We start from the raw sequence: 19129 nt of genomic DNA, 5'->3' as shown, positions 1-19129 counted from the left end.
ACTAAATGGGTGATGGTAAGCAGCACCATTGATTTGCCGGGGATGGCCGATCTGCTAGACCAACCTCCTTTCAGCGAGGTGTTTGTTGCAACACCCGAAGAACCTTATACCGTAGCAGAACATAATCTGATTGCTCCATTGAACAGTCAGTTCCCAAAACTCTATGGTCCCAATGCGGCAATCGAAGCAACTGTTAACGTCGGACCTGACGATGAACCACACCATTACAGTTTTCCGCTCGCAAAAGGCAAGTCGCTCTTTGAAAAAGATGGCAGCTTGCAACATGACTGGCTTTTAGCTAACTGGAAATATCCCACCGCAGGATTGTGGAGTAGCCTATCGAAATCCTGTCTGGTGCCAAATGATTTTGAGTAGATTCTTTTCTGATCGTATCGCCAGTCTTTACTGCTTTAATGATCAATATACCGGTTTAGCCGTCTCGCTGTCTGACAATTTAGTCATCATGTTTAACTTCGCTCAGGTACTGCCTGACCAGAGTACTGGGCTACCAGCCTGTACTTAATACACCATCAAAAGGTGACAGGAGTATTTACCCACAACACTTTGGCAACCGTTGTGCCGGTATTGCGGTAACCGTGCGGCACGTTGCTGGGAAAATAGAACGAGTCCCCGACACTCAGTTCGTAAACCTGATCGCCAAGGTAAAGCGCAACCTCTCCCTCAAGCACATAGCCCATCTCTTCTCCATGATGTTCAATCTGTCCGTCACTGGCGACACCGGGTTCAATAACATGAATATTGCCCTGCAACAGGCCGCCTTTATGGTGATGTGTTAGGTTTTCCAACTCAATGCCACCTTTCCTGTTACGGTGCACAAAGCGTTTGCGTCGGCGGCTCTCCGCCTTCATCACGGGTAAATCGGCCACCCAACTTTCAGCCATCAGGTCAGAGATGTTGGTTTCAAGTGCGGTGGCCAAACGGTGTAGCATTGCCAGAGACGGTGCAGCGACCTCATTCTCCAGCTTCGACAGCAAACTCTCTGAACAGCCGACTTTTTGCGCCAGTTGCTTCAGGGTGATCTCCTGCGCTAAGCGCGCATGGCGTAGTCGCATGCCTAAATCTGATAACCCTATTCCACTGGCTTCGCCGTTTTTTTTCATACTTTGCTTCTGTCACTTTCTATTAAAACGCCCAGCATTGGCCGGGCACGTTAATGCCTGAACGAGCAGGCTGGCTTATCAATCCGCTACGTAGAAATGCACCGGCTGTGGATCACAGCTGTTAATTGGCACGATATCCTGCGGGCATGCCGACATCACCACAATACAATCCAGCTCGGCACGAATCTCTACGTAGTCGCCTGCCTGGCTTACCGTCGGCAGCCAGGAGATGGAATTGTCGGCATTGACCGGAATATTCATCCACAGGTTCAGTGGCTGCGGCACTTCACGGGCGCGCAAACCGATAGCGTTCAGTGCCAGGCGCATATTGTCGGCACAGCTGTCGTGATATTCAGTCACGCCTAAATTTGTGTAACGATGCAGGTCACAAGCGGCTATCAGCGTATCGTGAATGCCTGGCGAAGTGTCAGTCAGCAGCGTACCAATCGGACGACGTTGGTTGGTGACTAATGCATCGCCTTCCTTCGGGATGATCTTATCAATATAGGCTCGGGTATGTTCCATCGAGGAGAACTCGCTGAGATCATCGCTGTTGAACAGCCAGGTATCGCAAACCTGACTGCCGGGCGTGTTGATAATACGGATAATTTGCCCCTTTCTCAAACGCACGGCGCAGCCGCAGCGTGCCGGCACAGTGTACAGCTCCCCGGAAATCGGCGTACCGTCTGCAGAAATCGCGGAAGATAACGTGGCGTTGCTGCCCAGCGCGCTGCCGTTGTCTTTGTCACAGCATGCAGGATAGGTTGATGTGCTCATGGATTAACTCCTTCAGGTTGATTGGCCAGTTCTGTCAGGCAGTGCGCTAACGCTTTGGCGCCAATATACAGATATTGAGGGTCAGTGTGCTCAGCCGGGTTATGGCTAATACCACAATGGCTGGGGACGAAAAACATGCTGGTTGGGCAGTGTCCGGCAAGATGCATCGCATCGTGGAATGCGCCGGACATCAGCTTCATCGCCGCGATTCCCAGCGCCTCAGCGCTGGCATGCTGCTGTGATATCAATCCGACGTCAAAGGCCACTGGCTGATGATGAAACAGGCTTTTGACCTGAACATTCACGGCGGCAAATTGCTGCATGACGGCGTCAAACTCCGCGAGAACTGAGGTGTCAGCATGACGAAAATCTATGGTAAAACTCACCCGCGAGGCGGTGGTGTTAATGGCGTTTGGCGCTATGTCCCAGCGCCCAAAAGTCAAACGTAATTCTTCCGCTGGCAGATGCGCCATCGCCAGTTCGACCTGATGAGCCGTGCGACGGGCGAGCGTCATCGCATCCTGACGCACAGCCATGGGCGTTGTGCCGGCGTGTGCCGATTCGCCGTAACAGGTAACCTGATACCAACGCACGCCCTGAATACCGCTGACCACAGCCAGCGGCAGCGCGGCCTGCTCCAGCACTGGTCCCTGCTCAATGTGCAGCTCAATAAAGGCAGCAAAGGGAACGCGGGCACGGCGGGGTAAATGGGGAAAACGCTCATGGCACTGTTGCAGCGCTTGCGCCACCGTGGTTCCCCTTGCATCCTGATGAGCCAAATAATCGTTCAAGCGCGTAGGTTCGACATAAGCGCTGGATCCCATTGCGCCCGGTGAGAAACGACTGCCCTCTTCATTCATCCAGACCGCGACCTCGATTGGACGACGCGTCGTAATCCCCGCGTCATGCAATGCGCTCAGGCACTCCATTCCCGCGATAACGCCATAGCAACCGTCAAGATTTCCCCCAGACGGTTGGGTATCAATATGGCTGCCGGTGACCACAGGCGGTAAAGCCTCTTGTCCGGCACGACGAATGAAAAGATTGGCACTGTCATCGGTTATCACTTCACAGCCCAGTGAGCCGGCCCAATCGATCAGCCAGGCGCGTGCATCCAGTTCCACAGTCGACAGCGCCTGGCGATCAACGCCACCATTTTCCTGCGCGCCAAAGCGGGCGAGTTGCGCCAGCCTGTCTAACAGACGCTGCTGGCTGACTTGCGCCACGACCTGCATCGGGGTGATATCAGGCATCGTTTATCTCCCGTTCGTCCAGTTGTAACGGGCGCTTAAACCAGGGCGCGAGGAAATTCTTCAGTCGATCGGTCTGGGGCTGACGAAACAGCTTATCTGGCGCACCGCTTTCAATAATCGAACCGCCCGCCATGAATACCACGCGTGAGGAAATTTTGGCCGCGAATGACATTTCATGGGTCACCATCACCATGGTCATCCCGTCATTGGCCAGGGCTTTCACCACGTCCTGTACCTCCTCCACACGCTCCGGGTCAAGTGCAGAAGTGGGCTCGTCCAGCAACATAAGCTCCGGCTCCAGCGCCAGCGCTCGGGCAATACCAACGCGCTGTTGTTGTCCTCCAGAAAGGCGAGCTGGCCGCGCACTGGCTTTTTCCGCCATTCCCACCTGTGCCAGTGCTTGCGCCGCTTTCTTCCGCGCCACATCGCGTGGCGTTTTCTTGCCAAGAATTAGCGGTGCGCAGACATTTTCTAATACCGTCATATGTGGCCACAGATTAAATTGCTGAAACACCATAGCCAGCGGACGACGCACTTCGGCAATCAACGCTGCGCTGTCACGATCTTTCAGGCTGCGGCTGTTGCTGCTGTACCCCAGAAGCTGCCCTTTGATCAGCACGTCTCCTTCGTCATAGGCTTCGAGAAAATTCATGCAGCGCAGCGCGGTGGTTTTACCCGAGCCTGAAGGGCCGATTAGCGTCACGATCTCACCGGTACTGACCGTGAGATTGATGTCCGCAAGCACCCGATTGTCGGCAAATGACTTGCCAACACGGCGTAGTTCAAGAATAGGTTGGGGATGCATGCTCTTATCCTTCTACAGAGGTGCGGCTCAACAGACGCACGCCGATACTGACACCCTGAGCCAGCAGCCAGTAGCTGAGGATCAATAGGGTGTACGGCACGATATAGGTGTAGGTGTTGGCGACAATTTGCCCGGTCGTCATGGTCAGTTCAGGCACGGTAATCACCGAAGCCACCGCGCTTTCTTTAATCGTGGAAATAAACTGATTACCCAGTAATGGAAAGCTGAAACGAAGCGCCTGCGGCGTCTGGATATGCCAGAAGCTTTTCCAGGCAGAAATATCGTGTACCTGCGCAGCTTCCAGTTGCCCGACACTGATGCTCTTCCATGCGGCGCGGAAAATTTCGCCGAAGTAAGCGGTACTGTATAGTGCAAGTGAAATCACCGTGGCTTCGACGGCGCTAAGCGTGATGCCGATTGCCGGCAGGCCAAAGTAGAACACCGCCAGCTGCGCTAAATAGGGTGTGCCGCGTACCAGCCAGACATAAGTGCGCCACAATCCGTACAGTAACGCGTTCATACGGCTCATGGCCTGCGCAGCGAAACCGATGAGAGCGCCTGACAACGCAGCACATAAACTGATACCGAGCGTAACGACGAGAGCGTGACCAAAATCGGGAATATAGAGCAGGAAGTCGTTCATTGGCCCTCCTTCTGCCAGCGGCGTTCAGCATAGCTGCCCAGCAGCGAAAGCAGGCTGGTGAGTACCAGGTACGACAGCGCGATTGCAATATAGACTTCCAGCGGCCGATAGGTTGAGGAGGCAAGTTGTTGCCCAACTCGCATCAGATCCGTAATGGCAATCACTGACACCACGGCAGAAGCCTTGATCACGTCGATCAACTCGGAAATTAACGACGGTAACGTCAAACGCAGCACCTGCGGGATCTGGATATGCCACAGCGCCTGACGTGGCGTCAGCCCACAGATTGACGCAGCCTCCAGTTGTCCTGGCGCAATGGCCTGAAAACCGCTGCGCAAAATCTGTGACTGGTAAGCTGCGGTATTCAACGTGAGTGCGATAACAGCGGCCAGGTAGCCAGGCAATGACAGGCCCAGCTCGCCCGGCAGGTAATAACAGAGCAAGACCTGTGCAATAACCGGCGTGCCACGAAACAGGCTGATATACACACGAGCGACTCTGCACGCGATTAATGACCGGCCGTTTTCCATCAGATAAATCACCACACCGACAAAAAAACCGGTAACGATGGCAACGATGCACAATGAGGCGGTAGTCACCGCGCCATCTATTAGCATCGGCAGCCAACGGGTCAGCAGCGAGAAGAATTCGCCCATGTTCCCACCTCTTACAGTGCGGGTGCAGGCATTTTGTCCGCCGGCACGTCCATCACGAAACCAAACCATTTCTGCTGAAGGGCTTTCATCGTGCCATCTTTGTTGGCTTCGCTGATGCCATCGCTGAGAAGCTTCACCAGAGATGCGCTGTCAGTATCCTGACGCCCGACCCAGCCGAAATAGGTAGTGGGTCCGAGCATGGGCTTCAGGGTGGTGAAAAGGCCCGGGCGTGACTTGATCAGGGGACCAAGGTTGGCAAGAGATTGCGCGACGCCATCCAGACGTTTGTTTGCCAGATCGGCGTAGGCCTCATCAAAAGAGACGTACTGCTTGATCTCTTTGACGCCCGGCTTGCCGCTGGACTTCAGTTTTGCGTTGAACTCCTGTAACACCTGCAACTGACCTGAGCCCGCTTGGGATCCGACTATTTTGCCGCTCAGATCATCTAATGTGGTAATCGTGCCGTCATTTTCACGTTTGAGCAGCGCAACAGTAGATTCTGCAATCGGTACGGTAAACGCGAAGTGCGCAACGCGCTGTTTGTTTACGGTGACTGCCGTGACCACAAAATCGAATTTCTTGGCATCCAGCCCGGGTAGGATGCCCTGAAACGGCAGGTCAAGCTGTTTAACCGCCACGCCAGGCAGCTTTTTCTCCAGAATGTGATTCATCAGATCGACGTCATAACCCACGATCTTGCTGTTTTCTACCGACTCAAAGGGGGCGTAACGCGCCTCAGTCGCAATGGTAATAGTTTTTTCTTCTTTGATGCGATCCAGCACATCTGCACTGTGAGCCGTCACGGAAAATCCGCCGATTACGCACAGCATCGCCCAGCTGAGAGAAAGCGCCTTTTTACGTCGTTTCATGTTTGCCACCCCGGTGAAAGTATTTTGAAATTTATTCAAGTTACTTGAACTAGGTGAAATAAGCATGAAGCATGCCAGCCGAAAATAACCAGCACCAAAAAGTGATGGGATTTTTTTAACCACATGATTTTAAATTTAAAAAGCAATAATTTTATTTAGCAGATGTCGGCGTTTTACAGATAGGATTGCGAGGCTTGCTAGCTGCAAATGCACAGAAATAATGCAGCCGCGATATTTATTGGTGCAGAAAGAAAGGATCACTGCAGAAGAAATGCCCCCTCGCAGAATAAGATGCGGACAAGAAGCGGCAGCGTAAAGCCAACGAAACGGATCGGATAAAGCTATAAAAGTCCGCGTCTTTCATCAGGTTGTTATCTGTCATCGTAGAAACTCATCCAGACATTCGCACCTCATGCAAGAGCAATAAGAAGCTTTGCCTATAACAAAGCCTCTTATTGCTCTTGCTGTCTCGCGCTATGCCTTTCTTTTAGCCGTATGCGCGTCCAGCTCCCGGTTAAACGCTTCCGGATTTAAGTAGTCACGTAAGGCTTCCAGCACCAGTTGCTGCTGAGCGTTCCCGATACGTCCGTTGTTACCTGCCCCTGGGAAGTTGTCGGCTGTAGTGGTTTACTGAATTTGGCCACCTGAACAGAGGTGATATGCTCATCTCAGAACAACAGATGTGTCCCAATGAAAAGAAGAAATTTCAGCGCAGAGTTTAAATGCGAATCCGCTCAAATGGTCCTTGACCAGAGCCACACCATTGCAGATGCAGCCAAAACTACGGATGTTGGTCTTTCTACCTCGATACTTTTTCCAAGCGCAACGGCTGCATCAACGTGACCAGCTCATCGAGAAACTCGTTCAGGTCGCGCTGGCGGATATGCTTCTGCAGCAGAGTCAGGATGGTTTGCCGAGGCGAAACGCCAGCGTCGTTTATTTTAAAAAATGTTGGGTTTGCTAATCCTTAAAATCAACGGGCAGGCAGCCAGCGCGGCTGCCTGATCAGAGCGTCAATATAATCCCGACTCGTAAGGTAAGGCGAGCCGGGATGTCAGGCTGACGCCGAAGCCGTTTCAGTCTGACTGGCGTGGATGTTCAGCACGTTGCTGAGAATGGAGAGCGCCTGATGAAACTGCATTTCCGGAATGGTCAGCGGATAAAGAAAACGGATAACGTTGCCGTGGAGGCCGCAGGTAAGCAATAGCAAACCTTGTTCCATCGCTGCACTTTGCACAGCCTGAGCGGTACTGGTTTGATCGAATTCCACCGCAACCATGGAACCCAGTGCGCGGATATCAGTAATAGCTTTACATTTCACCCGAGCCTGTTCCAGATGCGTAGTAAGCTGAGCGCCCAGTTGTAGCGCACGTTTACAGAGCTGTTCTTCTTCAATCACGTCCAGCACCGCATGTGCCGCTGCGATTGCCAGCGGATTGCCTGCATAGGTTCCGCCAAGTCCGCCGGGGCCCGGCGCATCCATGACTTCAGCCCGGCCCGCTACGGCGGAGAGCGGCATCCCCCCAGCTAGGCTTTTTGCCATGGTCATTAAATCGACTTTCACTGAATAATGCGCCATCGCAAACAGTTTACCGGTACGGGCAAATCCGCTCTGTACTTCATCAGCAATTAACAGAATACCGTACCGATCGGCCAGCGCACGAAGCCGAACTAAAAATTCAGGCGGCGCGATATGAAACCCGCCTTCGCCCTGAACCGGTTCCAGCACAATCGCCGCGACATCCTGAGGCGCAATACTCTGGCTGAAAATATCTTGCAGGCTCGCTATGGCTGCATCAACGGTAATTCCTTCAGGCGAATTAGGATAGCGGGCATGCCAGACTGAGGCGGGCATGGGGCCAAAATCGCGTTTGTAGGGCGCTACTTTGCCAGTCATTGCCATCGTCATAAAAGTACGGCCATGAAAACCACCGCCAAAGGTGATGAGACCATGACGTTTGGTATAGGCGCGTGCGATTTTAACCGCATTCTCCACCGCTTCGGCGCCAGTAGTGAAAAAAGCGGTTTTGGCTTTTCCGTTTACGGGCACATGCTGATTAATACGTTCCGCCAGCGCGACATAACTTTCATAAGGCGTAATCTGGAAGGCGGTATGGGTAAACCTCTCCAGCTGATGCGCTATGGCCTGTTGAACGCGCGGATGTCTGTGGCCAGTGTTGAGCACAGCAATCCCGCCAGCAAAATCTATCCAGGTGCGACCTTCTGTATCCCACAGCGTAGCGTTTTCTGCCCGCTCGACATACCAGTCGCAAAGATGACTGACTCCCCGGGGTAAAGCGTCATCTTTACGCTGCTGCAGGAGACTATTTTTTCCTTCCATCTCTTTTCCTCACTCAATGTCTTTTTACTCGTTAAGGTAAATACGTTTGCGGCGGCAGTGCTCAGTCGCAGCTGCAGGCGCAACGCGGACTACGGGTGTATGCCTGCGTGGATGAAAAGCAATATCTGGCGCCTTTTCTGGCGCAAATGCTTATGGCCTGGCTTCAGGAATGAGGCTGATTTGAAGTGGTTCGCTCTCTTGCCACGATCAATGCCAGCAAAATCAGCAGCGCGCCGCCAAGTTGCTGTAGCGTCATTTCTTCGCCATACCATAGTGCAGAGAAAATTGCCGCCCAGACCGGCTCCAGCAGCATAATCAGCCCACCGTTGGGCGTGTACGCCAGACGTTGCGCGCAGTTTTGTAAATAAAAGCGAAGACAGGTGGGGATCAGAATGCTGAGCGCCAGCCACAGCCAGTCCCTGGCAGCAAGCGCTGTGGGCCAGGTTTCAAGCCAGAAACTAACCGGCAGCGCCAGCGCACCCACAATAAACATCTGCATTGCGGCAAAAAGAACCATCGGTTGGCTGACGGCAAAGTGGTTATTCAGGCAAAAGTAGAAAGCGAAAATAGCGGCTGCGCCGAAAAACCAGAGCTGTCCCGCTTCGGGATGCCACTCTTCAAGTCCGTTTCCTACCAGCAGCACAATGCCCGGAAGAGCAATCGCGAGACTCATCCAAATCCGCCTTGAAAGCGGCTGGCGGAACAGCAGCATTCCGGCCAGCGGCACCATAAGCGGCCCAAGACAAGTCAGAAAGGCGCCCACGCTGAGCTCGGAGGTCAAGTGCAGCGCCACGATCCAACACATCATTGAACCGCATATCAAGGAGCCAATCGCCAACGCAGGCCGCAGGCTATGCCGCCACAGGCGACGCTCCGCACCAGGCACCGCGCAGCCCAGCAGGATGCCACCCATAAGAAAACGTACGGCGATAAACAGCACAGGCGGCATGGTGGTCAGCGATTCTTTCGAGAAAATCCAGCCTGCCCCGGCACAAAGGGTGACCAGCAGTAACAGGCTTTCGCTCTTACGTGCTGGCTGTATAGCCGCGCCGCTACGCGTCATCATGAGAGTGCATTTTGTAAAAATTGAATACTCTGACGCATTGGCGCAAGCGGATTCTGCCAGTAGCGGCTGCCAGCGATCTCCAGCGACAACAGGCCGTTATATCCGCCGTTGCGCATTTCCCTGAGGTAGTTTTCAAGAGGAAGATTGCCGTCACCGCAGGCAAGATGTCCGGCTGGCATACCATCAATGAAATGGCAATGGCGAAGTTTCGGTCCGAAAGCGGTCAGGTAATCTTCTACGCTGTCGCCACCTACAGCCATGCCAACAATATCTAGCGCAGCATCAAGTGCAGAGGAATTAACTTCTTCAATCAGACCTTTTAGCGCGCGAACATCGGGAGCAAGGTTGCTTTCACGTGGCTGAAGCACTTCCAGTACTAAAGTAACGCCGCGGCTTTCGGCACTGTGTGACAGCTCAGCCAGCGCGTCAACTGCGCGTCCACGCGCCATAGTGATGTTATCCTCCTCATAACCCCAGCCTGGCGTCATAAAGAGCAGCGGTGATTCGAGGCTTTCGCAAATTTCAAGGCTGCGGCGGAAATAGTTGATGCTGTATTCTCGCTGCTGCACGTTTTCAGCGGCTATGTTTATCGGATAGACGCATTGCTCCGGCGTCAGGCAGGCCAGGCGCAACTCACGTACCGCCAACTGGCGCTTAAGATCGCGTAAATCTTCCTCCTGGACGGTATCGATATGCAAGTGGGGTGAGACGCCCCACAATTCAAACCACTGTACGCCGAGCGCGGCAACGTCATCCAGACAGTGGGTAAGTCGATAATGCTGATAGGTAAAGTTAGTGGCGCAGATATGGCTGGCATTAAGCATTTCTTTACTCCTCGCTGATAGGATTAAGTACGCGTTGCAAAAATTCCTGCGTCCGGGGATGAGAAGGCGCCGTCAGAACCCGGCGCGCCGGACCTTCTTCCGTCACCACGCCGCCATCAATAAAGATCACCCGGTCAGCCACCTCACGGGCGAAGGCAATCTCATGCGTTACCACAACCATCGTCATTCCCTGGTTCGCCAGCTCGCGCATGACTTTCAGCACCTCCCCCACCAGCTCTGGATCCAGGGCTGAAGTGGGTTCGTCGAACAGAATTGCTCTTGGCCGCATCGCAAGTGCACGAGCGATAGCGACGCGCTGCTGCTGACCGCCGGAAAGATCCTGCGGGTAAGCCTGCGCCTTATGCGCCATACCTACCTGTGTCAGTAGCTGCATGGCATGTTCTCTAGCCACACCGGGGCGCTCACCCTTGACGTAAATCGGCCCTTCAGTCACATTTTCCAGCACGGTACGGTGAGGAAAAAGATTGAACCGCTGAAACACCATCGCCACCTCGCCACGTACCTGGCTCAACGCACGATCGCTGCCGTCCAGCAGCATGCCGTCGAAGACGACTTCCCCCTGCTGGTAATCTTCCAATCCGTTAATACAGCGCAGCAGGGTAGATTTACCGGAGCCGGAGGGGCCAATAATGCACACCACTTCCTTACGGTTGATGGCTAACGTCACCCCGTTCAGCACAGGCACCGCGCCGTAACTCTTATGAACGTTACGATATTCAATCATGAGTGACTCCGTCGTTTATGCATGGCATGTTCTACACGGCGGCATACCCACATCAGTGGCCAGCACAACACCAGATAAAGCAGGGCAACGAGCGTAAATACCGTGGTGTTTTCAAAGGTTGACGAGGCGAGGAGTTTGCCCTGCAAAGAGAGCTCCGCCACGGTAATAGTAGAAGCCAGCGAACTGTCCTTAAGCATCATCACCATGGTGTTACCGTAGGAAGGCCAGATGATTTTGATCGCCTGTGGCAGAATGACCCGTCTCATCATCAGCCGCCGCGACATGCCAAGCGTCTGCGCGGCTTCGATTTGTCCTTTGTCTATAGCCTGAATGCCTGCGCGGAAATCCTCCGCCTGATAGACCGAATAGGCGATGCCAAGGCCAAGGACGGCAGCGGTAAGCGCCGTCATCGCAATACCAATATCCGGCAGTACGAAATAGATATAAAACAGCTGCACCAGCATCGGAATACCGCGCAGTACGTTCACCACACCGCTGCCCACTAAGCGCAGCGGGCGGCGAGTGGAAAGCCGCATCAACGCCCACATCAACCCCAGCAGGGTCGAGATGATGAGCGAAAAGAAAGTCACCAGCACCGTGTATTTCACGCCCTCCAGCAAAATAGGAAGGACGGAGGCGCTGAAGGTTAAGAAATCGTTCATCGCTTTTCCTGTTGCGGTTTATGGAGCAGGGTCAGTGAACTTAATTAAGCTTCCACTTTTCCAGCAGCGTCGTAATTTCACCGTTGGATTGCATAATGGCAATCGCATCGTTGAGCTGGGCCAGCCGCTGCGCTTCATCTTTGCGCATACCCAGACCGAGCGAGCCGGGCAAAACTGGCTTGTAACTTTTTACCAGCCGCACATCGGGATACTGTCCCAGTGAAAGGTAGTAGGCCATCGACGGCGTATCACCGAATCCCGCTTTAATGCGTCCGGCGTTAACATCTTTCATGATGCCGGTCAGCGTGTCGTAAGCTTTGACATCCTTGAAAATATTCGCCTGCTTGAGCGGCTCAATAAAAATGGTGCCCATTTGCGCGCCGACTACCGCGCCGGGCAGCTCTTTAAAGGAGGTATAATCATGTTGATCCTCCTTACGTACGATCATGCCTTCACCGTAGCGGTAAACGGGGGTAGAGAAGTTGATAATTTTTTTACGTGGCTCGGTTATGTACATACCGGTTGCAATCATGTCTATTTTGCCGGTACGCAGCGCCGGGATCAGCGCAGAGAAATCCATCGCCCTGAACTGCACCTCATAGCCAGCGTGCTTTGCCGCCTGGCGGGCAATGTCCAGCATGAATCCATCCAGCTGATTGGTTTTGGGATTGAGAAAAGAGATGGGAATGCCATTGGCTTCGGTCCCGACGACCAGCGTAGTCACAGCCCCGGCGGGTAAAGTAACGGCGAGAGTAGCCATGAGCGCGGCTGAACAGGCAAAGGTTTTTAATTTCATAGCTTGCTCCACTAAATGAATGTTGGATTGCAGGCCGCCAGAGGCAGTCTTAATATTGTTGTTTCGCTTGCGGCGGCAAGGGCGTCAGCGGCACGCCGCAACCAAATGCGCCCAGGCGTTCGCATACTCGCCCTGAAGCCTGAGCGGCTTTGTAAGCGGCCCGGGTAAGGGAATGACCTTGTCCAAGCGCCACCAGCAGCGTGGCGATAAAGGCGTCACCCGCGCCCAGCGTATCCACAACCTTTGCGGCCAGAGCGGGCTGATAATGTTGTTCGCCGCGATGGCTGATCAGTGCGCCATTCGCGCCCTGGGTGATTAATACGGTGGCAACGCCCGCCGTATGCGCCTTTTCGATGAGGCACCCGGCCGCTTCCGGCGAGCTGCCGCTGCGCGAAAAGGTTGCAACCTGTACCCAACGCAGCAGCGGTTCTGCCCAGGCATCGTCACGCGCGCCAAAATCAAATGACAGCGGCGCGCAGGCAGCAAGGGCGGGAAGCTGCTCTTCAATCTGGCTGTAATCGCTGGTATGCAGCAGATCGAAGCCCTGAAGCCACTTCAGATCCTCATTGCTCAACTGCAGCTGATAAGGCGGCGGCACCGAACCAACAAAAAAACGATTACCTTCATCATCAAGATCGATCTGGGAAAGCGCGTTAAAGCTCTCATTTATGCGCAGACGGCTGATATCCACCTCCTCGGCACAGAGAGCGTGATGAATGACCCCAGCCGGAATATCATTGCCGGTCACCCCGAGGTAAGCCGCATGCGCACCGGCCTGGCGGCCAAACACAGCAAAATTGAGCGCATTGCCGCCCGGAAACATTTGGCCGCAGTGCAGATAGCGGTCAATGACGTTGTCACCTACTCCACAAATGCGCATCGCGATCAATACTCCACTTTGTACATGTAGCGGCGGTCATCGAGAGAATGGCCGGTGTGATGTTCCAGATGATCGGCAAGACGGGTGCCCATCAGGCCAAGCGCCAGCGCGGCGAAGCGGGCTTTTACCTCAGGATTGACGTCAGACAGACTGAAGGCGGCCGCATCAAACAGATGCAGGTTACCGGTATAGCGGCGGGCGAAATCACAGACGCGCTGCGTCATGGCGCGGCTTTCGTCGTCGGCATGAAAGACCACCAGGTGCGCATCGGGAAGAAGCATCTCAAAAGGGCCGTGACAAAAATCGCCTGCCAGTACCGGCGTGGCGTTGCGCCACTGCATCTCCATCAGATAGCAGTAAGAGAGAGTGTAGGCTGCACCATAGTTTGCTCCGGCAGCGGTAACGTAAATGTCTCCGCCCCGGGCAATAGCACTGGCGATGGTATCGCACGTCTCCTCCTGATCCTGCAGATAACGCAGCAGTGCTTCGGGCAGTAAAGGCAGTGCGGCGCGCCATGCGCTCATATCGAGATTATCCACGCGCTCCAGTAGTTCAATAACCAGTTGCAGAAGCAGCAACTGTTTGCCCGGGGTAACGGTGCGAGGACTGTAATAAATCAGCGCCGTGTCTGCGGTATTGGCCAGAGGGGTATTAAGCTCCTGACTGAGTGAAACCACATAGGCGCCGTAAGATTTGGCAAAATCCGCTGCCCGTGCCGTTTCCGGCGTGGCTCCGGAATGAGAAGAGAGGATCACCAGCGATGATGCACCCAGGCGTGCGGGCGGCAACGCCATAAATTCTGCCGCGTTCAGGTTCCAGGCCTGTAGTTTTTTGCTGTAGCGGCAGAGCTGAGTGTGCGCATGAACGGAAGAAGAGAAAGAACCGCCACAGCCGACAAAATAAATATCCCGAAGCGACCGGGAAAGCGCGGCATCGGCAATAGCCGTGATCGCTTCTTTCTGGGCCAGTACTTTTTCCAGCGTCGGGATAAAATCCGCTTCCAGCGGACGCAGTGGTAACGAAGCAGCAGAAGGTGTTTGCATGATAATTTTTGCCTGTTTATCGGATTTAGGATTGATGTGATAACGTTCTCATATTTTTCTGAAAAATAACCCGCGATTTACAGCAGCGGGTTGTTGGCATAAAATGAGAGAACGTTATCACATGAGCAATAATTCACCTGTCCTGAAAAACTGTCAACGATCTTTTTCTTATACTATGACCGTTTATCCATAACCTGTTCATCGTGCAAGCAGAGTGAGCAAAAGCTTTATGAAGAAAAAAAACAACCGGATCACTATCAACGACGTTGCACGTAAAGCGGGTGTTTCTTCCGCAGCTGCGGGTCGGGCACTGGGAAATTACGGTTATGTGAGCGAGGAAATTAAAGAAAAAATCATGCGTGCCGCTGCAGATCTGGGCTATGTAGCCAATCAGGTAGCACGTGCGATGATCACCGGTAAAAGCCAGACTATCGGCGTGGTGGGTGCTGATATCAGCAATCCTTTCTTCGCTGAGGCACTGCGGGGTATCAGCGACGTGGCACGTCGGCATGAATTTGGCGTCCTGATCACCAGCAGTGATGAAGAGGTACCGCGAGAACAGGACGCGGTGCGTATTCTGCTGGAAAAGCAGGTTGATGGATTGATCGTATCGCCGGCTGATATCAATAACTGCCGTCATCTGCAGCAGGCCATTTCGCAAGGTATTCCGGTAGCGTTGCTGGACCGGCAGCTATCAACGCTGGCTGCCGATGCGGTGCTCATCGACAATGTCCACGCCAGCCGGGAGGCAACGCGTTACCTGCTGAGCTGCGGACATCACCGTATCGCCATTATTACCGAGTTAAGCTCCGACTACGATGCCCGACTGGCGCTTGAACCGGAACACTTTTCCCGTATTGATGCCACACGTCTCAATTCAAGCGGCTCGCGTCTGCTCGGCTATCTGCTTGCTCACCATGAAATGGGGATACCGGTGGAACGCGCACTGATTCGCCGAACCGGCAAGTATTGCGCTCAGCGCGCTTATGAAGAGACACTTTCCGTACTGGATGAAGTCCGTCCCGGTGCGATTTTTGCTGTGGACAATGTAATGACACAGGGTGCTTACCGTGCGGTACGCGAACGTGAAATTGCGATTCCCGATGGGCTCTCTTTTTTCGCTTTCGATGAACTTGACTGGCTCACCCTGACAACGCCGCGTATTTCCACAGTGGCTCAGCCTATCTATAAGATGGGTGTGCATGTGGCCGAGCTGCTATTCAGGCGTATCAGTCAGCCTGATTTACCCGTATCCTGGCAAACCTGGCAGGTAGAAATGAAACTTCGCGAGTCGGTGGCTAAAGCCGGTGAGGTGGCAGCTAAGCAAGATATTTGAAAAGTATAAAAAGTGCTGAATGGGATCATATTCAAAAGGCATGCGCATATAAGTTACGCTGTAACTTTAGACAGGAAATACGCGTCCACGTCTGCTTTGAGGTGGCCGGACATGTGTAAAGCCAGACTGTCAAATAGACTGACAGAACAGACCCATCAGTCTATTTCAGCCTTTTAACCAGCCTCGAACCACATGTGCCCGACAGCAACTGCAACAAGCTGGTGGTTCTTATGTGGCACAATCCTTCAGGCATACATGGCCGGGTAATTATAAAAGCCAAATTTACAGGCAGGTCGCTACTACAGCCTGGTTATAAATCAACCAATTTCACTTAATCGTGCTACGTGAATTCTGCAGATAAAGCAGAGGTGTAACCGGTCAGAATTCGCGTAGCGATGTCATTTTATGGTGGAGTTTTGAACACGGAACCGCAGTCAGATTTGCTTCCAATTCAGCCAACCGGTTTTCTGACTTCATATAAGCTTAATTATATAAGGCCAGACAAAATGACTTGATCAAAGGCTGTGATGGAAGCGGGTATGACCTACTCATTTATTATATAAAAATAATGCCGATGAGCCGATAACGACTTTGTCGGCTAAGACTTTTATTATAAAATGGCAATCTAGCTTTATTGTGTTTTTATTAATCAACTAGCGAACTATTACGCCAGTCAATTATTTTAACCTGAAAAATACAAAGGATTTAGAATGTTTGATCAAATTCTAGCTGCAATAAAAATTCGGCAGGAACTTCCAGATGCAATTGGTTATGCATTCATTGAAAAACAAGATATGTTCGAAATTCCGAATGAAATATCCAAGGATTTAAGCGAAGAAACTTTAGAGAAAATTGAACAGTTAAGCTGCCTTTATTTCCGCGTAGACAATTTCACTACCAGCGTTCAGAAAAACATACGAGTTTTAATGTCAGGTTCATATGAATACCTTCCTCGCTTAATTTATCAGCGTCGTGATGTTGATGTCGGTTTTGAGGTAATGCCCGATTTAAGAGAGATTTTAATTAATGAAGTTTTCCCAAATGACTCTGTCATCATACAATTCTACAATCCAGATAAAAAGTTCAATGTTGACCAAGTGCTTATTAAAGAAAAAACCATAACACCGACCATGCAAAAACTGGCATATGCAAAGCGCCATCCAGATCTTGCCAAAATGACATTTACATCCTCATTATTAATTCTTATTTTATCATGTTTAACTATTTTTTCGATATTTTTTGGCGCATATGCTTACCTTACACGCTCAGCATATGAGGAAAAAATAAGCGAATTCACTGAGAACTCGAATATGTGCAAATATGAATTATTCGAGAACTCGGCGGACAAAGAAAAAGAACTCGATCGTAAATTTCTTCAATTGGGAGAAGCCGGGAGTATTACACTGCTCATCAATAAAGTTCCTACACTTGCAGAACTCAAGCTTAAGGATACTGTTGTTCTGTGTGTGCCAACAAAACCCCATAACAAATTCTAAACCTCTAAATTTCAAAACATGCATTATTATAGTAATAAGCTGCAAGCAATAGCATCATTGATGTGCAGGTGACTGCATCGCACAACATAGGGTGCGCGTCCATGCACTTAATTTAACAAAATTATAATTTGCTGTGTTTTTATAATATTGATTAATATGAATTTAATAGAACTTAGCTAAGCTGATATGGCCATTGCGGATGACGTGTTACCAGACCAAAGAGAACAACTTATGGTGCTGAGTTTTTCTCGATGAACCAAGTAAGCCGGCTTAAAAAGATTTAGGACGTTATTGACCGCCGGTTCTGCATGCCCAGTAACTATCAGCGGCTCGAAAACCTCACTGAACGTGCTCTTCAGATCATCCGCGAGCGCTACTCAGACTTTGGCCCGACACTGGCCAGTGAGAAGCTGGCTGAGTTCCACGGTGTAATGCTGTCTAAGAGTTGATAACTTAGTAAGTATTCAAGTCTGTTGACAATTAATTTAGCCTGAAATTAATCTTTTCCCTAGGATAATCAATAGACTGCTTTTCAAAGTATTCGATATAAAACTTGGAGATTTCACATTGGACTGAATCATGTTTTTGGAATTCTTGCTCCAACACTTCAAAACATCTTTTGAAGTCTGGGCGTGCATTGGGTTCTGGGCATAACAAGCTAAGAATTAAATTAGCAACATTTTCATTATGAAAGTCTACGGTCATTTTCCCCACAACTGCCCAGCTTTCCCAGCTAGTTTTCAGCTTTTTTGGATTTTTCCTAAGTATCTCATTAGGTTGATAACCACAGGGATGTTTATTAGTAAATAACATGCACAGTATAACTCCAAGAGCAAAATGGTCTGGCTTGAAACCTTCAATATTTGTCGATGAATATTGCTCTGGTGCTTTAAATGGAAATTTACCACCAGACTTTCCATCTATGTTGTTCTTAATGTAATAATTAGACATCGCAAAGTCCGATATCATCAATCTGAAACGATGGGATGGATGCATATTGTTTGATGGAAAATCTTTGAATAGCTGAGAAAGGTCCTCATAAAGGATATTCTGCGGGTTAAGATCTTGGTGATAAATAATAGAACTATTGTTGATATCTATCATCCCCTTGACCAACTGGAGTGCATAAACATAAGCGCTAGTTTCATCAAAACTTCCTTGCATTAAATCAACTAAAGAACCATGACATGCTCTCATACAAGCAAAATATTCATTCAAGATGATATGAACATAGAAAATAGGCACTATGTAGCGACTCGTAATTGAGTTCCATTTCATTATTTCCTCTTCAAAAAGTGTCCTACCTTCATCAGTTAGATATTTGCAACGTTTATACGCGATAAACTTTGGAGACACGGAATCATTCTTAACCAAATAGACTAAACCGGAATTCCCTTGAAATTTTTTCTTAATTTCCCCTTGAAAGGCCAGGTTGAGAAACTGATCCTGGGCATTTTCAGAACCTATCATTGAAAATAAATCACTCATAATTCACCTTAAGAAAATATTTTATAAATTTGGGAAGAGTCCTTCTTGTTATGTATACCATCCTTCAACGTAGAGACCAAAGTACTCTTTCAACACATGTATCCGGCGCGTCTCAACTGGGTTGAGCCACAGGCATGCCTGCGTGACGTGCTGGAAAAGCTGCCGTAGTGGCCGCAGCCCAAGCTACGTGATCTGCTGCCGTACCGGGCCTAAAGAGCCCGCCCTTGTGCCCGCGCCACCGGGATAAACACTCTGAAAATCAAAGATCACACCTCACGTTGCTGCACAACGTGAGTTCACCGGACGCTTATGGAGAAAAAAGGTTTTC

19 protein-coding genes are annotated in these 19129 nt (G+C 51.1%); 3 read left to right on the top strand and 16 right to left on the bottom strand.

What is annotated here, in order from left to right:
• Window positions 1–12 precede the first annotated feature (12 nt).
• Window positions 13–375, top strand: coding sequence for a hypothetical protein (locus ABU178_RS19645; protein WP_397218082.1), 363 nt, complete (start codon window positions 13–15; stop codon window positions 373–375).
• A 155-nt stretch (window positions 376–530) separates the two neighbouring features.
• Here the strand turns inward: ABU178_RS19645 and ABU178_RS19640 are convergent, their stop codons facing one another.
• The 15 genes from ABU178_RS19640 to ABU178_RS19570 all read right to left on the bottom strand — a co-directional run bounded on the left by ABU178_RS19640 (window position 531) and on the right by ABU178_RS19570 (window position 14481).
• On the bottom strand, window positions 531–1121 hold the full coding sequence (locus ABU178_RS19640) for a cupin domain-containing protein (RefSeq protein WP_397218080.1): 591 nt from the start codon (window positions 1119–1121) through the stop codon (window positions 531–533).
• A 78-nt stretch (window positions 1122–1199) separates the two neighbouring features.
• Window positions 1200–1898, bottom strand: coding sequence for a DUF1989 domain-containing protein (locus tag ABU178_RS19635; RefSeq protein WP_397218079.1), 699 nt, complete (start codon window positions 1896–1898; stop codon window positions 1200–1202).
• Complete coding sequence (locus tag ABU178_RS19630) at window positions 1895–3151, bottom strand: M20 family metallo-hydrolase (protein ID WP_397218077.1); 1257 nt, start codon at window positions 3149–3151, stop codon at window positions 1895–1897. The genes ABU178_RS19635 and ABU178_RS19630 overlap by 4 nt, the downstream gene beginning before the upstream one ends.
• Window positions 3144–3956 carry an amino acid ABC transporter ATP-binding protein gene (locus ABU178_RS19625; RefSeq protein WP_397218075.1) on the bottom strand — a complete coding sequence of 271 codons (813 nt, stop codon included), beginning with the start codon at window positions 3954–3956 and terminating at the stop codon, window positions 3144–3146. The genes ABU178_RS19630 and ABU178_RS19625 overlap by 8 nt, the downstream gene beginning before the upstream one ends.
• A gap of 4 nt (window positions 3957–3960) precedes the next feature.
• Window positions 3961–4599 carry an amino acid ABC transporter permease gene (locus ABU178_RS19620; protein WP_397218073.1) on the bottom strand — a complete coding sequence of 213 codons (639 nt, stop codon included), beginning with the start codon at window positions 4597–4599 and terminating at the stop codon, window positions 3961–3963.
• Window positions 4596–5255 carry an amino acid ABC transporter permease gene (locus ABU178_RS19615; protein ID WP_397218071.1) on the bottom strand — a complete coding sequence of 220 codons (660 nt, stop codon included), beginning with the start codon at window positions 5253–5255 and terminating at the stop codon, window positions 4596–4598. Before ABU178_RS19615 ends, ABU178_RS19620 begins: the two co-directional genes overlap by 4 nt.
• A gap of 11 nt (window positions 5256–5266) precedes the next feature.
• A complete protein-coding gene (locus ABU178_RS19610) occupies window positions 5267–6190 on the bottom strand; it encodes a transporter substrate-binding domain-containing protein (RefSeq protein WP_449590402.1) in 924 nt (307 codons plus the stop codon).
• Between the two features lie 988 nt (window positions 6191–7178).
• Window positions 7179–8465, bottom strand: coding sequence for a 4-aminobutyrate--2-oxoglutarate transaminase (gene gabT, locus ABU178_RS19605; protein ID WP_397218069.1), 1287 nt, complete (start codon window positions 8463–8465; stop codon window positions 7179–7181).
• Between the two features lie 163 nt (window positions 8466–8628).
• Window positions 8629–9531 carry a DMT family transporter gene (locus tag ABU178_RS19600; protein WP_397218068.1) on the bottom strand — a complete coding sequence of 301 codons (903 nt, stop codon included), beginning with the start codon at window positions 9529–9531 and terminating at the stop codon, window positions 8629–8631.
• A complete protein-coding gene (locus ABU178_RS19595) occupies window positions 9528–10355 on the bottom strand; it encodes a sugar phosphate isomerase/epimerase family protein (protein WP_397218066.1) in 828 nt (275 codons plus the stop codon). The genes ABU178_RS19600 and ABU178_RS19595 overlap by 4 nt, the downstream gene beginning before the upstream one ends.
• A gap of 4 nt (window positions 10356–10359) precedes the next feature.
• The gene (locus tag ABU178_RS19590) at window positions 10360–11100 is read right to left on the bottom strand and encodes an amino acid ABC transporter ATP-binding protein (RefSeq protein ID WP_397218064.1); all 741 of its coding nucleotides are present in this window, start codon (window positions 11098–11100) and stop codon (window positions 10360–10362) included.
• The gene (locus tag ABU178_RS19585) at window positions 11097–11762 is read right to left on the bottom strand and encodes an amino acid ABC transporter permease (protein WP_397218061.1); all 666 of its coding nucleotides are present in this window, start codon (window positions 11760–11762) and stop codon (window positions 11097–11099) included. The genes ABU178_RS19590 and ABU178_RS19585 overlap by 4 nt, the downstream gene beginning before the upstream one ends.
• Window positions 11763–11802: 40 nt before the next feature.
• On the bottom strand, window positions 11803–12558 hold the full coding sequence (locus ABU178_RS19580) for a substrate-binding periplasmic protein (protein WP_397218059.1): 756 nt from the start codon (window positions 12556–12558) through the stop codon (window positions 11803–11805).
• A gap of 49 nt (window positions 12559–12607) precedes the next feature.
• Window positions 12608–13438: a PfkB family carbohydrate kinase gene (locus ABU178_RS19575; RefSeq protein WP_397218057.1), complete on the bottom strand. Its 831-nt coding sequence runs from the start codon at window positions 13436–13438 to the stop codon at window positions 12608–12610.
• Between the two features lie 5 nt (window positions 13439–13443).
• Window positions 13444–14481, bottom strand: coding sequence for an SIS domain-containing protein (locus ABU178_RS19570; protein ID WP_397218055.1), 1038 nt, complete (start codon window positions 14479–14481; stop codon window positions 13444–13446).
• A gap of 229 nt (window positions 14482–14710) precedes the next feature.
• Here ABU178_RS19570 and ABU178_RS19565 point away from each other — a divergent pair, with 229 nt between their 5' ends.
• Window positions 14711–15817 carry a LacI family DNA-binding transcriptional regulator gene (locus ABU178_RS19565; RefSeq protein ID WP_397218053.1) on the top strand — a complete coding sequence of 369 codons (1107 nt, stop codon included), beginning with the start codon at window positions 14711–14713 and terminating at the stop codon, window positions 15815–15817.
• Window positions 15818–16527: 710 nt separating this feature from the next.
• Entirely contained in the window at window positions 16528–17313 is a 786-nt protein-coding gene (locus ABU178_RS19560; RefSeq protein ID WP_397218051.1) for a hypothetical protein, read from the top strand.
• Between the two features lie 480 nt (window positions 17314–17793).
• Here ABU178_RS19560 and ABU178_RS19555 read toward each other — a convergent pair whose 3' ends face one another.
• Entirely contained in the window at window positions 17794–18801 is a 1008-nt protein-coding gene (locus ABU178_RS19555) for a protein kinase domain-containing protein (RefSeq protein WP_397218049.1), read from the bottom strand.
• Window positions 18802–19129: the final 328 nt, after the last annotated feature.

It is taken from the genome of Pantoea osteomyelitidis (assembly GCF_044342975.1).
Taxonomy (GTDB): Bacteria; Pseudomonadota; Gammaproteobacteria; order Enterobacterales; family Enterobacteriaceae; genus Pantoea; species Pantoea osteomyelitidis.
Note: the sequence above shows the minus strand (reverse complement) of the source record. Positions and strands in the feature narration are given on the sequence as shown.

Bases quoted from the DNA above. Each gene is read 5' to 3' on its own strand.
- gabT (WP_397218069.1), bottom strand. From the start codon at position 8,465: ATGGAAGGAAAAAATAGTCTCCTGCAGCAGCGTAAAGATGACGCTTTA.
- ABU178_RS19590 (WP_397218064.1), bottom strand. From the start codon at position 11,100: ATGATTGAATATCGTAACGTTCATAAGAGTTACGGCGCGGTGCCTGTG.
- ABU178_RS19570 (WP_397218055.1), bottom strand. From the start codon at position 14,481: ATGCAAACACCTTCTGCTGCTTCGTTACCACTGCGTCCGCTGGAAGCG.
- ABU178_RS19635 (WP_397218079.1), bottom strand. From the start codon at position 1,898: ATGAGCACATCAACCTATCCTGCATGCTGTGACAAAGACAACGGCAGC.
- ABU178_RS19595 (WP_397218066.1), bottom strand. From the start codon at position 10,355: ATGCTTAATGCCAGCCATATCTGCGCCACTAACTTTACCTATCAGCAT.
- ABU178_RS19630 (WP_397218077.1), bottom strand. From the start codon at position 3,151: ATGCCTGATATCACCCCGATGCAGGTCGTGGCGCAAGTCAGCCAGCAG.
- ABU178_RS19560 (WP_397218051.1), top strand. From the start codon at position 16,528: ATGTTTGATCAAATTCTAGCTGCAATAAAAATTCGGCAGGAACTTCCA.
- ABU178_RS19615 (WP_397218071.1), bottom strand. From the start codon at position 5,255: ATGGGCGAATTCTTCTCGCTGCTGACCCGTTGGCTGCCGATGCTAATA.
- ABU178_RS19585 (WP_397218061.1), bottom strand. From the start codon at position 11,762: ATGAACGATTTCTTAACCTTCAGCGCCTCCGTCCTTCCTATTTTGCTG.
- ABU178_RS19565 (WP_397218053.1), top strand. From the start codon at position 14,711: ATGAAGAAAAAAAACAACCGGATCACTATCAACGACGTTGCACGTAAA.
- ABU178_RS19575 (WP_397218057.1), bottom strand. From the start codon at position 13,438: ATGCGCATTTGTGGAGTAGGTGACAACGTCATTGACCGCTATCTGCAC.
- ABU178_RS19610 (WP_449590402.1), bottom strand. From the start codon at position 6,190: ATGCTTATTTCACCTAGTTCAAGTAACTTGAATAAATTTCAAAATACT.
- ABU178_RS19625 (WP_397218075.1), bottom strand. From the start codon at position 3,956: ATGCATCCCCAACCTATTCTTGAACTACGCCGTGTTGGCAAGTCATTT.
- ABU178_RS19555 (WP_397218049.1), bottom strand. From the start codon at position 18,801: ATGAGTGATTTATTTTCAATGATAGGTTCTGAAAATGCCCAGGATCAG.
- ABU178_RS19645 (WP_397218082.1), top strand. From the start codon at position 13: ATGGTAAGCAGCACCATTGATTTGCCGGGGATGGCCGATCTGCTAGAC.
- ABU178_RS19640 (WP_397218080.1), bottom strand. From the start codon at position 1,121: ATGAAAAAAAACGGCGAAGCCAGTGGAATAGGGTTATCAGATTTAGGC.
- ABU178_RS19580 (WP_397218059.1), bottom strand. From the start codon at position 12,558: ATGAAATTAAAAACCTTTGCCTGTTCAGCCGCGCTCATGGCTACTCTC.
- ABU178_RS19600 (WP_397218068.1), bottom strand. From the start codon at position 9,531: ATGATGACGCGTAGCGGCGCGGCTATACAGCCAGCACGTAAGAGCGAA.
- ABU178_RS19620 (WP_397218073.1), bottom strand. From the start codon at position 4,599: ATGAACGACTTCCTGCTCTATATTCCCGATTTTGGTCACGCTCTCGTC.